Genomic DNA, 13,115 nt, shown 5'->3' with positions numbered 1-13,115 from the left:
TCATTACTGTGGTAGCTTAATTTGGGAAATATAAACATGTTAATGAAATGATAAAAAATAACAATTATGTAATTAAATTACCTAAAAGGGGCATTTTGTGCGTATCAGACAGGAGGTAAGTGGTCAGATGAGTGGTAAAGTTTTACCAGCCGGGTTAATATGAAAACGAAATACATTCGGTGATTATTGCCATTTTGCGATAATCCGTTATTAAGGAGGGTCTCAATGTCAACATTTCAGGCATATCCGTTGCATAAGGTTCTCTTGCGCCGTACCGGTGCAGTATCTTTAGGTATCCTGGCGTTCCCGTTTATGCTGTTTTACCGGGATCGCGCCCGCTTCTGGAGCTATCTGTACCGTGTGTGGTCCAAGACAAGTGATAAACCGGTCTGGCTGGCACGTTCAGAAAATGCGGTAAGCAGCACTCAGCAGCACTGATACCGGTATCCGGAAAGCAAAAGAGACGCCCGGCGATGTTATTGCCGGGCGTTTTTTTATGTCTGCAAATTGCTATTGGCGGGCAGGGAAGGTATGGTAAATCTATCCGTACGGACAGGAAAAATGTATGAATCATATTGAATTAGAACAGATTATTAACGAAAAACTGGCAGTACAGGAATTTCAGGATTATGCCCCGAACGGTCTGCAGGTTGAAGGGCGTAAACAGGTTCAGCGCGTGGTGACCGGCGTGACCGCCTGTCAGGCTCTGCTGGATGAAGCGGTGAGACTGAATGCCGACGCAGTGCTGGTACATCACGGCTATTTCTGGAAAAACGAGCCGGTCAGTATCCGGGGTATGAAGCAGCGCCGGATCAAAACACTGCTGTGTAACGATATGAATTTATACGGTTATCACCTGCCGCTGGATGCGCATCCGGAGCTGGGTAATAACGCGAAACTGGCACAACTGATGGGGGTCACGGTCACCGGACAGATTGACCCGCTGCTTCCGTGCGGCGAGTTCGCGCAGCCGGTCAGCGGTGAGGAACTGGCGCAGCGTTTACAGCAGGGGCTGGATCGTGAAATTCTGCATTGCGGGGATAATGCGCCTGTTCAGATTAAAAAACTGGGCTGGTGTACCGGCGGTGGTCAGGGTTTTATTCAGGCAGCCGCAGATGCGGGGCTTGACGGTTTTGTTACCGGCGAGGTGTCAGAGCAGACAATTCATATCGCCCGTGAATGCGGGATGCACTTCTTTGCTGCCGGTCACCATGCCACCGAGCGCGGCGGGATCCGTGCTCTGGGTGAATGGTTGCAGAAAACTCACGGGCTGGATGTCATTTTTGTGGATATCCCGAATCCTGCATAACCAGTAACATAAAAAGCCGGTCAGAAGACCGGCTTTTTACTGCGTTGCTTATGTAATTTGTACAGCCTTGCGCGGTGCGCAGAGCAGTGTCCCCGCAGCACAGACACACAGTGACATACCGAGATTCTGGCTCAGCCCGGCCAGTGCCAGTCCGCCGCCAATCAGCAGGTAATACATCAGACCGAGCAGCGCACCGGCAGTGCCGAGGCGGTCACGGTAATCCTGTAACACACCGGCCAGAATATTCGGAATGGCGAGCCCGTAACAAATCACGATACCTGTCACCGGCAGCACAAACAAAATCGATCCTGATGACAGCCAGACCGCAGCAGCACTGACCATACCGATGATGGCAGCAAGGCGGATCAGTGAATGGTTGTGCCATCCGCGTTTAAGCAGGGCACGGTTGATCACAGAGCCTGCGGCCACACCAGTCGCGAGCAGTAATCCGCTGTAACCGAATTCCTGTTGTGTAAAGCCCAGCCAGCTGAAATAAAACGGTGCCAGCTGGTAGTAGCTGAACAGGCTGATATTCAGAAAGGCAATCAGCAACACATTGCGCAGAATAAAGCGGTCACACAGCATACGACCGGCTGTTTCCGGCAGTGAAACAGACGTAATATGTGCCGGACGTGTTTCCGGTAACCGGAGTGCTGTCCATGCCAGCAGCATCACCGCCAGTACCGCAAGCCCGGTAAATACGCCCTGATAACCGGCAAAACCGGTCAGTGCCGCGCCGCTGAACATCCCCAGTGCCGGACTGACAGCCAGTGCTATCCCCATGACAGAGAACACTTTCGCCAGCTCATCACCACGGTAACAGTCGCGCATGATGGTTTGCGTGCCGACTGAGCCGACCGCAGCCCCGAAGGCAGACAGCATCCGCAGGATCAGCAGCACACTGAAATCCTCTGTGATAACCGCGCCACAGGAGGCGGCAGCGTAAAGTATCAGGCCGCTCAGCATGGTGCGTCTGCGCCCGGCGATATCACATAAACGTCCCCAGGTGACCACGCCGAGTGCGAAGGCGAAAAAGTACAGGGAGAGTGTCTGTCCTGCCTGAGCCGCACTGACGCCGAATCCCTGTGCGATATCCGTCAGCGCCGGGCTGTAGATGGTTTCCGCTATCTGCGGGAACATCATCAGGGCAACGGCAAGTGTTAATGCGGGTTTTTGTATTGTCATTTTGTCCCCCTTTTTGTAACTGAAATGAACGGGATGCAGATTAGCAAAAGGCGGGATGTCTTATTATAATAATAAGGACATTCTTTTTATCAAAAGGGACAATATGGCGTGGCTGAAGCAAAGTGATGCATTTGATGCGGACAGCTATTCCGCACCACTGATTGGCATTGCCGCAGAGATGGCGGCACAGCATGATTCCGGTTTTCACCGCCATCAGCGCGGGCAGTTATTGTTTACCGAACGCGGGGCGATTCAGATCACCCTGACGGACACTCTCTCTGTTCTTCCGCCGACGCGGGTGGCGTGGATCCCGCCGCAGATGCTGCACCGCGCGCAGATGTTTGAGGCTGTCGGCTACCGCTCACTGTATCCGGATGCACAACTCAGCGCCTGTCTGCCGCCGACCTGTGAAATTTTCGGCGTATCGCCGCTGCTGCGTGAGATCCTGTTTCTCTTTGCCGGACTGCCGTTTGACAGTGACTGGACACAACCCCGCTTACAGCATCTGCTGCCGGTGTTTCTGGATGAGCTGGCGCTGGCCGGGCGGGAAGATATGCAGTTACCGCTGCCGTCTGACCGGCGGCTGAAAACCCTGGATACGCGGATGCTGCCGCCGCCGCTTAACGAACTGGCGTCCCGCTGCGGTGCTGGGGAAAAGACGATCACCCGGATTTTCCGGCGGGAAACCGGTATGAGTTATCAGCAGTGGCGGCAGCAGTGGCGATTAATAAAATCTGTTGAACTTTTGGCGAAAAAATACCGCAGCAGCGATATTGCACAGGCGCTCGGATTTGCCAGTGACAGCGCGTTCGTCTCTTTCTTCCGTAAGATGACCGGAAAAACACCCGGTGAATATATGGGTAAATGAATAACCGGGAGTTAAAAATGCATAAAAAAACCCTCCGCAGAGGGTTTTATAAGGATTGATACGGTATTGTTACGATGAACAGCGTTTGGTGACTTTGGTTTCAAACGGACGCTCAGTGTAACCGGTATAAAGCTGACGCGGACGGGCAATTTTGAGGCCGTCGTCGTGCATTTCGCTCCAGTGGGCGATCCAGCCGATGGTGCGGCCGATAGCAAAGATCACCGTAAACATATTTGACGGAATACCCAGTGCTTTCAGGATAATACCGGAATAGAAATCCACGTTCGGGTAGAGTTTCTTCTCGATAAAGTACGGGTCGTTCAGCGCGATACGCTCCAGCTCCATCGCCACTTCCAGCAGGCTGTCATTCAGTCCCAGTTCGTTGAGCACTTCGTGACAGGTTTCACGCATCACTTTGGCGCGCGGGTCATGGTTTTTGTACACGCGGTGGCCAAAGCCCATCAGGCGGAAAGAGTCGTTTTTATCTTTCGCGCGCTCAATAAAGGCCGGGATGTGATCGACGGTCTGGATCTCTTCCAGCATACGCAGGCAGGCTTCGTTCGCGCCGCCGTGAGCAGGTCCCCACAGGGAGGCAATACCGGCTGCGATACAGGCGAACGGGTTGGCACCGGAAGAACCGGCGGTCCGGACAGTGGAAGTAGAGGCGTTTTGTTCGTGGTCTGCGTGCAGAATCAGGATTCTGTCCATGGCACGTTCCAGCACCGGATTGACCACATACTCTTCACACGGGGTGGCAAACATCATACGCAGGAAGTTAGCGGCGTAGGAAAGATTGTTCTTCGGATAGACAAACGGCTGCCCGACAGAATATTTGTAACACATTGCCGCGACAGTCGGCATTTTGGAGAGCAGACGGTAGGCCGCAATTTCGCGGTGGCGCGGATTATTCACATCCAGCGAGTCATGGTAGAACGCCGCCAGCGCGCCGGTGACGCCGCAGAGCACGGCCATTGGGTGAGAGTCACGGCGGAACCCGTTGAATAAGCGGGTGATCTGCTCGTGAATCATGGTGTGGCGTTTAACGGTTTCTTTAAATTCGTCATACTCTTTCTGGTCAGGTGCTTCGCCGTACAGCAGGATATAGCACACTTCCAGATAATCAGATTTCATCGCCAGCTCTTCAATCGGGAAGCCGCGATGTAACAGGATACCTTGATCACCGTCGATATACGTGATTTTTGATTCACAGGACGCAGTGGAGGTGAAGCCGGGGTCAAAGGTATAGTAGCCTTTCCCGCCGAGCGTCCGGACATCAACCACGGGCTGGCCGAGAGTCGGGCTCAGGATATCCAGATCAGTAACCCTGACGCCGTTTAGTGTCAGCTCCGCCTTTGTATTAGACATGTAGGTCTCCTTAGCGCATTTATTATTTGTTTTGCAATCTTTTGTGATAACCACTGATGCGTTACCTGAATGGATACCGTACCTGGTATTACGTTATCCGGTACGGCGCATGATGGGTTATCAGATTGTTAATGAAACTTTGTGTTGCGATAAAAGTTATGTTGTACAGCAAGATATTGTGCATTTTTTGCAAGTTACACTTTTGCATAAGTTTGCACTTACGGGAAGTCTTTCTTGCCGGTAATTGTCGTTTTAATTTTTGTATTTAACCATACTTTGTGACCCAAATGTTGTCAAAATGTCACAAGTAATAATAATGGGCGTTTTTATTGTGTGAACCGTGATCTTATTCACTGTTCTGGCTAAATCTGACCAAACATTTTGTATGGGAATTGTAATCATATTGTGAAGTCCATATACTGCCCCAAGGTCTCCGGAATTCCCTGAAGCAGGAGCACCCAGCGTAACTGAATCATTACTTTTGTAAAACAATACGGATGTGGATTTTACTTAAGGATTGTTCTTATTACCCCAGCGCTGTCTGATTTCCGCCCGGGTCCGGAGGAAGGAAAAATAATAAAGAGCTGTGTGGGCAAAATTGTGAAAAAACAACGACCTGTCAATTTAGACTTGCAGACGATCCACTTTCCGATCCCTGCAATCGCTTCAATTTTACACCGTGTCTCAGGCGTCATTACCTTTATTGCTGTAGCGATTCTGCTGTGGCTGTTAGGGCTGTCGCTGTCCTCGCCGGAAGGGTTTGCGCAGGCTGCTGATATCATGAGCGGTTTCTTCGCGAAGTTTATCCTCTGGGGCATCCTCACTGCATTGGCTTACCACATCTGCGGTGGTATTCGTCACATGTTAATGGATTTCGGAGTTGTTGATGAAACGCTGGCTGCCGGCATTTCATCCGCGAAGATTTCCATGGTTCTGACTGTGATTTTAGCCGTGTTGGCGGGGGTTCTGGTATGGTGAAAAATTCAAAAATCAGTGCGACCACGCTCGGCCGTAACGGGATACAGGATTGGTTAATTCTGCGTGCCAGCGCCATTGTGATTACACTTTATGTACTCTACCTCATCGGTTTTGTGGCTTTTACCTCCGACATCACTTATGACGTCTGGTACGGCTTCTTTACCGCGTCATTCACTCAGGTGTTCACCACCCTGACACTGATCGCCGTTCTCGCCCATGCCTGGGTCGGGTTATGGCAGGTACTGACGGATTACGTCAAGTGCCTGAGCCTGCGCCTGCTGCTGCAATTTATTATCATTATTGTGCTGGCAGCTTATGTCATTTACGGTTCAATCATTGTGTGGGGTGTCTAAATGAGCTTACCTGTCAGAGAGTTTGATGCAGTTGTTATCGGTGCAGGCGGCGCAGGTATGCGCGCGGCACTTCAGATTTCTCAGTCCGGCCTGTCCTGCGCCCTGTTATCCAAAGTGTTCCCGACCCGCTCTCATACCGTATCCGCCCAGGGCGGTATCACGGTGGCGCTGGGGAATACCCACCCGGATAACTGGGAATGGCACATGTACGACACCGTAAAAGGGTCGGATTACATCGGTGACCAGGACGCTATCGAATACATGTGTAAAACCGGCCCGGAAGCGGTGCTGGAACTGGAGCACATGGGGTTACCTTTCTCCCGTCTGGACGACGGCAGTATTTATCAGCGTCCGTTCGGCGGACAGTCCAAAGATTTCGGGGGCGAGCAGGCAGCCCGTACTGCCGCTGCGGCTGACCGTACCGGTCACGCACTGCTGCATACGCTGTATCAGCAGAACCTGAAAAATCACACCACGATTTTCTCCGAATGGTATGCCCTCGATCTGGTGAAAAACCAGGACGGCGCCATTATGGGTACCACCGCTATCTGTATCGAAACCGGTGAAGTGGTCTATTTCAAAGCCAAAGCCACCATTCTGGCAACCGGTGGTGCAGGGCGTATCTATCAGTCCACCACTAACGCCCATATCAACACCGGTGATGGTGTCGGTATGGCAGTCCGTGCCGGTATTCCGCTGCAGGATATGGAAATGTGGCAGTTCCATCCGACCGGGATTGCCGGCGCCGGGGTGCTGGTTACTGAAGGCTGCCGTGGTGAAGGCGGTTATCTGCTCAATAAAGACGGTGAGCGCTTTATGGAGCGCTATGCACCGAACGCCAAAGATCTTGCCGGGCGTGACGTGGTTGCCCGTTCCATTATGATCGAAATCCGAGAAGGCCGTGGTTGCGACGGCCCGTGGGGACCGCATGCCAAACTGAAACTCGACCATCTGGGCAAAGAGGTGCTGGAATCCCGTCTGCCGGGTATTCTGGAACTGTCACGGACATTCGCCCACGTTGATCCGGTCAAAGAGCCGATTCCGGTTATCCCGACCTGCCACTATATGATGGGCGGCATCCCGACCAAAGTCACCGGTCAGGTTGTGACCATGAATGAGCAGGGTGAGGATGTGCTGGTGCCGGGTCTGTTCGCGGTCGGTGAAATTGCCTGTGTTTCTGTTCACGGCGCAAACCGCCTCGGCGGTAACTCACTGCTTGACCTGGTGGTCTTCGGCCGTTCAGCCGGTCTGCATCTGAAAGAGTCCATTCTGGAGCAGGGCGCAATGCGTGATGCCGGTGAATCGGATGTTGATGCGGCGCTGGCGCGTCTGAACCGCTGGAACAACACCCGCAGCGGTGAGGATCCGGTTGCTATCCGCAAGGCCCTGCAATCCTGCATGCAGCACAACTTCTCGGTATTCCGCGAAGGGGATGCGATGGCCAAGGGACTGGAAGAACTGAAAGCCATTAAAGAGCGCCTGCAGTACGCGCGTCTGGATGATACCTCATCAGAATTCAACACCCAGCGCATTGAGTGTCTGGAGCTGGATAACCTGATGGAAACGGCGTATTCCACTGCAATGGCCGCCAACTTCCGTACTGAAAGCCGTGGTGCGCACAGCCGCTTTGACTATCCGGATCGTGATGATGCGAACTGGCTGTGTCATTCCCTGTACCTGCCGCAATCTGAAACCATGACACGTCGTGCGGTGAACATGCAGCCGAAGCTGCGTGACCCCTTCCCGCCGAAGATTCGTACTTACTGATGTGTGGTGATGAGGCATTTGCGGAGAGAATACTATGAAAGTTGAATTTTCAGTTTATCGCTATAACCCGGATGTGGATAACGCACCACACATGCAGAATTATCAGCTGGATGTGGAAGAAGGCCGGGACATGATGGTGCTGGATGCACTGATTCTGCTGAAAGAGCAGGATCCGAGCCTGTCATTCCGCCGCTCCTGTCGTGAAGGGGTGTGCGGTTCTGACGGCATCAATATGAACGGCAAAAACGGTCTGGCCTGTATCACACCGTTGTCGGCGCTGATGAAAGGCGGTAAAAAAGTGGTGATCCGTCCGCTGCCGGGCTTACCGGTGGTGCGGGATCTGGTAGTGGATATGGGGCAGTTCTATGCGCAGTATGAAAAGATCCGCCCGTATCTGATCAACGACAACAAAAACCCGCCGGCGCGTGAGCATTTGCAGTCACCGGCGCAGCGTGAAAAGCTCGATGGTCTGTACGAATGTATCCTGTGTGCCTGCTGCTCGACATCCTGCCCGTCCTTCTGGTGGAACCCGGACAAATTTATCGGCCCGGCCGGTTTATTAGCCGCGTACCGCTTCCTGACGGACAGCCGTGATACTGAGACAGAATCCCGTCTTGACGACATCAGTGATGCTTTCAGCGTATTCCGCTGTCACGGCATCATGAACTGCGTCAGTGTCTGTCCGAAAGGGCTGAATCCGACAAAAGCAATTGGTCATATTAAATCAATGTTACTGAAACGCAGTGCATAATTGACTTTATTCTGCTTAAACGATTGATAATAATAAGATGCCTGCCCGGCAGGCATCTTTTACTAACCCGTAACAATAGGCATAATCTATCGCAGTAAGTGTTAGAAGCGGCAATAAATGTAGTTAATTGTGATTAAGATGTGAGTTTTTTGGTTTAAATGTAAGTATGGTTATAGACAGCACAGGGATCTTCAGCAACGGTTATTCCGTTGCTAAAGGTTCCTCAGGGATACACAGAACATAAGATGCATAAGCACCACCCGGGAATCCTTTACGCACCGCAATGTATCGCGGTATTAGTTATCACGGCGAAAACTAAACCCGGCCTCATTCAGGTTGCAGGGCAGCGGCAGACGGGGTAATCCGCAGAACAGAGTCACTCTGTTTTCCGGACAGACACGCAGCCGGTATACCGCAGCCGGGAAGACAACGGGAATGAAGCTCTAAGCTTAAGGGATCATAATGCAGAACGGCGCACTGAAGGACTGGCTGGATTCCAGCTTTCTGGCTGGAGAAAACCAGGCCTACATAGAAGATATCTATGAAGATTATCTGAACGATCCGTCCTCCGTCGATGGAAGTTGGCGGGAGATTTTCGACTCACTGCCGAAAGCGGACATCACAGAACAACCTCATTCACAGACGCGCGACTACTTTCGTCGTCTGGCCAAAGATTCAACCCGCTACCACACCTCGGTCAGCGATCCGGCAACGGATTCCAAGCAGGTTAAAGTCCTGCAGCTTATCAACGCATTCCGCTTCCGCGGTCATCAGAATGCCAATCTTGACCCGCTCGGCCTGTGGAAACAGGAACCTGTTCCGGATCTGGACCCGGCGTTTCACAACCTGACCAAAGCCGATTTTGATGAAACCTTTAACGTCGGTTCTTTTGCCATCGGCCGTGAAACCATGCCGCTGGGTGAACTGTTTGATGCATTAAAGCGTATTTACTGCGGCTCCATCGGTGCCGAGTACATGCACATCACCAATACCGAAGAGAAACGCTGGCTCCAGCAACGTCTGGAATCCGTTGACGTCAGTAAACTGTTCAGTGCTGATGAAAAACGGCGTTTCCTGGCAGATCTGACTGCCGCTGAAGGGCTGGAGCGCTATCTCGGGGCGAAATTTCCGGGGGCAAAACGCTTCTCACTGGAAGGGGGCGACTCCCTCATTCCGATGCTGAAAGACCTGATCCGTCATGCCGGTAAGCAGGACACCCGCGAAGTGGTGCTGGGTATGGCACACCGTGGTCGTCTGAACGTCCTGGTTAACCTGTTCGGTAAAAAACCGGCGGATCTGTTTGATGAATTTGCCGGTAAACACAAAGATCATCTGGGTACCGGTGACGTGAAATACCACCAGGGCTTCTCGTCCGATTTCGTGACAGAAGGGGCTCAGGTGCATCTGGCGCTTGCCTTTAACCCGTCTCACCTTGAGATTGTCAGCCCGGTAGTGATTGGCTCTGTCCGTGCCCGCCGTGACCGTCTGCCGCAAAATCTGAGCAAAATGGTTCTGCCGATCACCATCCACGGTGACTCTGCGGTAACCGGCCAGGGGATTGTTCAGGAAACCCTGAACATGTCGCAGGCCCGGGGCTATGAAGTGGGCGGGACTGTCCGCATTGTTATCAATAACCAGATTGGTTTCACCACCTCCAACCCGAAAGATACCCGGTCAACGGAATACTGTACTGACATCATGAAGATGGTACAGGCTCCTATTTTCCACGTGAATGCGGATGATCCGGAAGCCGTGGCCTTTGTGACCCGTCTGGCGCTGGATTTCCGTAATACCTTTAACCGCGATGTGATGATCGACCTGGTCTGCTACCGCCGCCACGGCCATAACGAGGCGGATGAGCCGAGTGCAACTCAGCCGATGATGTACCAGAAAATCAAACAGCATCCGACGCCGCGCAAAATCTACGGTGATAAACTGATTGCGGAAGGTGTGGTGGCTGCCGGTGATGTGACTGAAATGGTCAATATGTACCGTGATGCCATGGATCGCGGTGACTGTGTGGTGGAAGAGTGGCGTGAAATCGGTAAAGCCGCGCTTACCTGGGAACCGTACCTGAATCACAACTGGAATGATGGCTACGCCAATAAAGTGGAACTGAAACGCCTCAGTGACCTGGCGCGCCGTATCAGCACCGTGCCGGAAGAAGTGCATATGCACCCGCGTGTCGAAAAAATCTATACCGACCGCGCGGAAATGGCGGAAGGTAACAAACTGCTCGACTGGGGTGCGGCGGAGAATCTGGCTTACGCAACACTGGTGGATGAAGGTGTTCCGGTGCGTCTGTCCGGTGAGGATGCGGGACGCGGTACCTTCTTCCATCGTCATGCGGTTATCCATAACCAGAGTAACGGCTCCTGCTATGTGCCGTTGATGAATGTCCATAACGCCCAGGGACGCTTCAATGTGTGGGACTCTGTCCTGTCTGAAGAAGCAGTACTGGCCTTTGAATACGGCTATGCAACCACGGATCCGCGCGGTCTGACTATCTGGGAAGCGCAGTTCGGTGACTTTGCCAACGTGGCGCAGGTGGTGATTGACCAGTTCATCAGCTCCGGCGAACAGAAGTGGGGCCGGATGTGCGGACTGGTGATGTTACTGCCGCACGGCTACGAGGGTCAGGGGCCGGAACACTCCAGCGCCCGTCTGGAACGTTATCTCCAGCTTTGCGCCGAACAGAATATGCAGGTCTGTGTTCCGTCAACCCCGGCTCAGGTTTACCATATGCTGCGCCGTCAGGCACTGCGCGGTATGCGCCGTCCGCTGATTGTCATGTCACCGAAGTCACTGCTGCGTCATCCGCTGGCGGTCTCTTCTCTGGAAGAACTGGCTGAAGGCCGCTTTGAAGCGGTTATCGGTGAAATTGATGAGCTGAATCCGGCAGATGTGAAGCGCGTTGTGCTGTGTTCCGGTAAGGTTTACTACGATTTACTGGAGCAGCGCCGTAAGAATAATCAGACGGATGTGGCGATTATCCGTATTGAACAGCTCTATCCGTTCCCGCATGAAGATATCCATGCGATTCTCGCACCATTCAGCCATGTGAAAGATTTTGTCTGGTGCCAGGAAGAGCCGCTCAACCAGGGCGCGTGGTACTGCTGCCAGCATAATTTCCGTGATGCGGTTCCGGCAGGTGCGGCACTGCGTTATGCGGGCCGTCCGGCATCCGCCTCTCCGGCCGTGGGTTATACGTCTGTTCACCAGCAGCAACAACAAGAGCTGGTTAATGATGCACTGAACGTTGAATAAATTAAGGAAAAGCAATGAGTAGCATAGAAATTCTGGTTCCTGATCTCCCTGAGTCTGTTGCCGATGCCACGGTGGCAACCTGGCACAAAAAACCGGGTGACAGCGTCGAACGTGATGAAGTGCTGGTGGAAATTGAAACAGACAAAGTTGTGCTGGAAGTACCTGCCAGTGATTCCGGCGTTCTGGAAGCGGTGCTGGAAGAAGAAGGGGCGACGGTCCTCTCTAAACAACTGCTCGGACGCATCCGTCTGGGCGACAGCACCGGTCTGCCTGCAGAAATAAAAGAAAAAGTACAGTCCACACCGGCACAGCGTCAGAACGCCGGTCTGGATGAAGAAACCAACGATGCGGTAAGCCCGGCTGTGCGCCGCCTGCTCGCAGAGCACGGCCTGAAAGCGTCAGATATTACCGGCAGTGGTGTCGGTGGTCGTCTGACCCGCGAAGATGTTGAGAAATATTTGTCTCAGCAGCCGAAAGCGCCGGCAAAAGCCGCCGCTGAGCCGGTTTCTCAGGCCGGTTTACCGCACCGCAGTGAAAAACGTGTACCGATGACCCGTCTGCGCAAGCGTGTGGCAGAGCGTCTGCTGGAAGCGAAAAACAACACCGCAATGCTGACCACCTTTAACGAGGTGAGCATGAAGCCGGTGATGGATATGCGCAAACAGTACGGCGAATCGTTTGAAAAACGCCACGGTGTGCGCCTCGGTTTCATGTCTTTCTATGTGAAAGCGGTGGTTGAGGCACTGAAACGTTATCCGGAAGTGAACGCCTCTATCGACGGTACGGATGTGGTGTATCACAACTATTTCGATATCAGTATTGCGGTCTCCACACCGCGCGGTCTGGTGACCCCGGTCCTGCGTGATGCGGATGCGCTGAGCATGGCAGAAATCGAAAAACGCATCAAAGAGCTGGCTGTCAAAGGTCAGGAAGGCAAACTGACAGTGGAAGATCTGACCGGCGGTAACTTTACCATTACCAACGGCGGGGTATTCGGCTCACTGATGTCCACACCTATCATTAACCCGCCGCAGAGTGCAATTCTGGGGATGCATGCGATTAAGGATCGTCCGATGGCGGTAAATGGTCAGGTGGTGATCCTGCCGATGATGTACCTGGCACTCTCTTATGACCACCGTCTGATTGATGGCCGTGAATCTGTCGGATTCCTCGTGACCATTAAAGAGATGTTAGAAGATCCGGCACGTTTACTGCTCGACGTGTAGTCAACCCTCATCCGGGCGGCATCGCGCTAAAACCGCCCGGCTGAAC

At 52.9% G+C, this 13,115-nt stretch carries 11 protein-coding genes; 9 read left to right on the top strand and 2 right to left on the bottom strand.

Annotated elements, in window-relative coordinates; all coding sequences use genetic code 11:
- The first annotated feature begins 225 nt into the window (after positions 1-225).
- Together U868_RS0111730 and U868_RS0111725 are read left to right on the top strand one after the other, a co-directional pair.
- Positions 226-438, top strand: coding sequence for a YbfA family protein (locus tag U868_RS0111730; RefSeq protein WP_024474161.1), 213 nt, complete (start codon positions 226-228; stop codon positions 436-438).
- A gap of 127 nt (positions 439-565) precedes the next feature.
- Complete coding sequence (locus U868_RS0111725; RefSeq protein WP_025153461.1) at positions 566-1,309, top strand: type 2 GTP cyclohydrolase I; 744 nt, start codon at positions 566-568, stop codon at positions 1,307-1,309.
- Between the two features lie 48 nt (positions 1,310-1,357).
- On the opposite strand, the gene U868_RS0111720 is transcribed toward U868_RS0111725, so the two are convergent.
- Positions 1,358-2,494, bottom strand: coding sequence for a multidrug effflux MFS transporter (locus U868_RS0111720; RefSeq protein WP_025153460.1), 1,137 nt, complete (start codon positions 2,492-2,494; stop codon positions 1,358-1,360).
- Between the two features lie 103 nt (positions 2,495-2,597).
- On the opposite strand from U868_RS0111720, the gene U868_RS0111715 reads away from it, so the two are divergent.
- Positions 2,598-3,362 carry an AraC family transcriptional regulator gene (locus U868_RS0111715; protein ID WP_025153459.1) on the top strand — a complete coding sequence of 255 codons (765 nt, stop codon included), beginning with the start codon at positions 2,598-2,600 and terminating at the stop codon, positions 3,360-3,362.
- Positions 3,363-3,431: 69 nt separating this feature from the next.
- Here U868_RS0111715 and U868_RS0111710 read toward each other — a convergent pair whose 3' ends face one another.
- Entirely contained in the window at positions 3,432-4,727 is a 1,296-nt protein-coding gene (locus tag U868_RS0111710; protein WP_025153458.1) for a citrate synthase, read from the bottom strand.
- Positions 4,728-5,315: 588 nt separating this feature from the next.
- On the opposite strand from U868_RS0111710, the gene sdhC reads away from it, so the two are divergent.
- From sdhC to odhB, 6 genes are all read left to right on the top strand, one after another.
- Positions 5,316-5,705, top strand: coding sequence for a succinate dehydrogenase cytochrome b556 subunit (gene sdhC / locus U868_RS0111705; RefSeq protein ID WP_025153457.1), 390 nt, complete (start codon positions 5,316-5,318; stop codon positions 5,703-5,705).
- Positions 5,699-6,058, top strand: coding sequence for a succinate dehydrogenase, hydrophobic membrane anchor protein (sdhD, locus tag U868_RS0111700; RefSeq protein ID WP_025153456.1), 360 nt, complete (start codon positions 5,699-5,701; stop codon positions 6,056-6,058). The genes sdhC and sdhD overlap by 7 nt, the downstream gene beginning before the upstream one ends.
- The gene (sdhA, locus tag U868_RS0111695; protein ID WP_025153455.1) at positions 6,059-7,825 is read left to right on the top strand and encodes a succinate dehydrogenase flavoprotein subunit; all 1,767 of its coding nucleotides are present in this window, start codon (positions 6,059-6,061) and stop codon (positions 7,823-7,825) included.
- A 34-nt stretch (positions 7,826-7,859) separates the two neighbouring features.
- Positions 7,860-8,576 (top strand): succinate dehydrogenase iron-sulfur subunit, encoded by a 717-nt coding sequence (locus U868_RS0111690; protein WP_004235644.1) that lies wholly within the window; start codon positions 7,860-7,862, stop codon positions 8,574-8,576.
- A gap of 462 nt (positions 8,577-9,038) precedes the next feature.
- Positions 9,039-11,843 (top strand): 2-oxoglutarate dehydrogenase E1 component, encoded by a 2,805-nt coding sequence (gene sucA / locus U868_RS0111685; RefSeq protein WP_025153454.1) that lies wholly within the window; start codon positions 9,039-9,041, stop codon positions 11,841-11,843.
- Positions 11,844-11,857: 14 nt separating this feature from the next.
- Positions 11,858-13,069, top strand: a complete 1,212-nt coding sequence (gene odhB / locus U868_RS0111680; protein WP_025153453.1) for a 2-oxoglutarate dehydrogenase complex dihydrolipoyllysine-residue succinyltransferase — start codon at positions 11,858-11,860, stop codon at positions 13,067-13,069.
- Positions 13,070-13,115: the final 46 nt, after the last annotated feature.

Origin of the sequence: Morganella morganii H1r, assembly GCF_000633515.1 — a bacterium.
GTDB lineage: Bacteria > Pseudomonadota > Gammaproteobacteria > Enterobacterales > Enterobacteriaceae > Morganella > Morganella morganii_B.
Note: the sequence above shows the minus strand (reverse complement) of the source record. Positions and strands in the feature narration are given on the sequence as shown.

What these genes read in the sequence shown, in the direction of transcription:
- U868_RS0111730 (WP_024474161.1), top strand. Translation starts at nt 226, where the DNA reads ATGTCAACATTTCAGGCATATCCGTTGCATAAGGTTCTCTTGCGCCGT.
- U868_RS0111725 (WP_025153461.1), top strand. Translation starts at nt 566, where the DNA reads ATGAATCATATTGAATTAGAACAGATTATTAACGAAAAACTGGCAGTA.
- U868_RS0111720 (WP_025153460.1), bottom strand. Translation starts at nt 2,494, where the DNA reads ATGACAATACAAAAACCCGCATTAACACTTGCCGTTGCCCTGATGATG.
- U868_RS0111715 (WP_025153459.1), top strand. Translation starts at nt 2,598, where the DNA reads ATGGCGTGGCTGAAGCAAAGTGATGCATTTGATGCGGACAGCTATTCC.
- U868_RS0111710 (WP_025153458.1), bottom strand. Translation starts at nt 4,727, where the DNA reads ATGTCTAATACAAAGGCGGAGCTGACACTAAACGGCGTCAGGGTTACT.
- sdhD (WP_025153456.1), top strand. Translation starts at nt 5,699, where the DNA reads ATGGTGAAAAATTCAAAAATCAGTGCGACCACGCTCGGCCGTAACGGG.
- sdhA (WP_025153455.1), top strand. Translation starts at nt 6,059, where the DNA reads ATGAGCTTACCTGTCAGAGAGTTTGATGCAGTTGTTATCGGTGCAGGC.
- U868_RS0111690 (WP_004235644.1), top strand. Translation starts at nt 7,860, where the DNA reads ATGAAAGTTGAATTTTCAGTTTATCGCTATAACCCGGATGTGGATAAC.
- sucA (WP_025153454.1), top strand. Translation starts at nt 9,039, where the DNA reads ATGCAGAACGGCGCACTGAAGGACTGGCTGGATTCCAGCTTTCTGGCT.
- odhB (WP_025153453.1), top strand. Translation starts at nt 11,858, where the DNA reads ATGAGTAGCATAGAAATTCTGGTTCCTGATCTCCCTGAGTCTGTTGCC.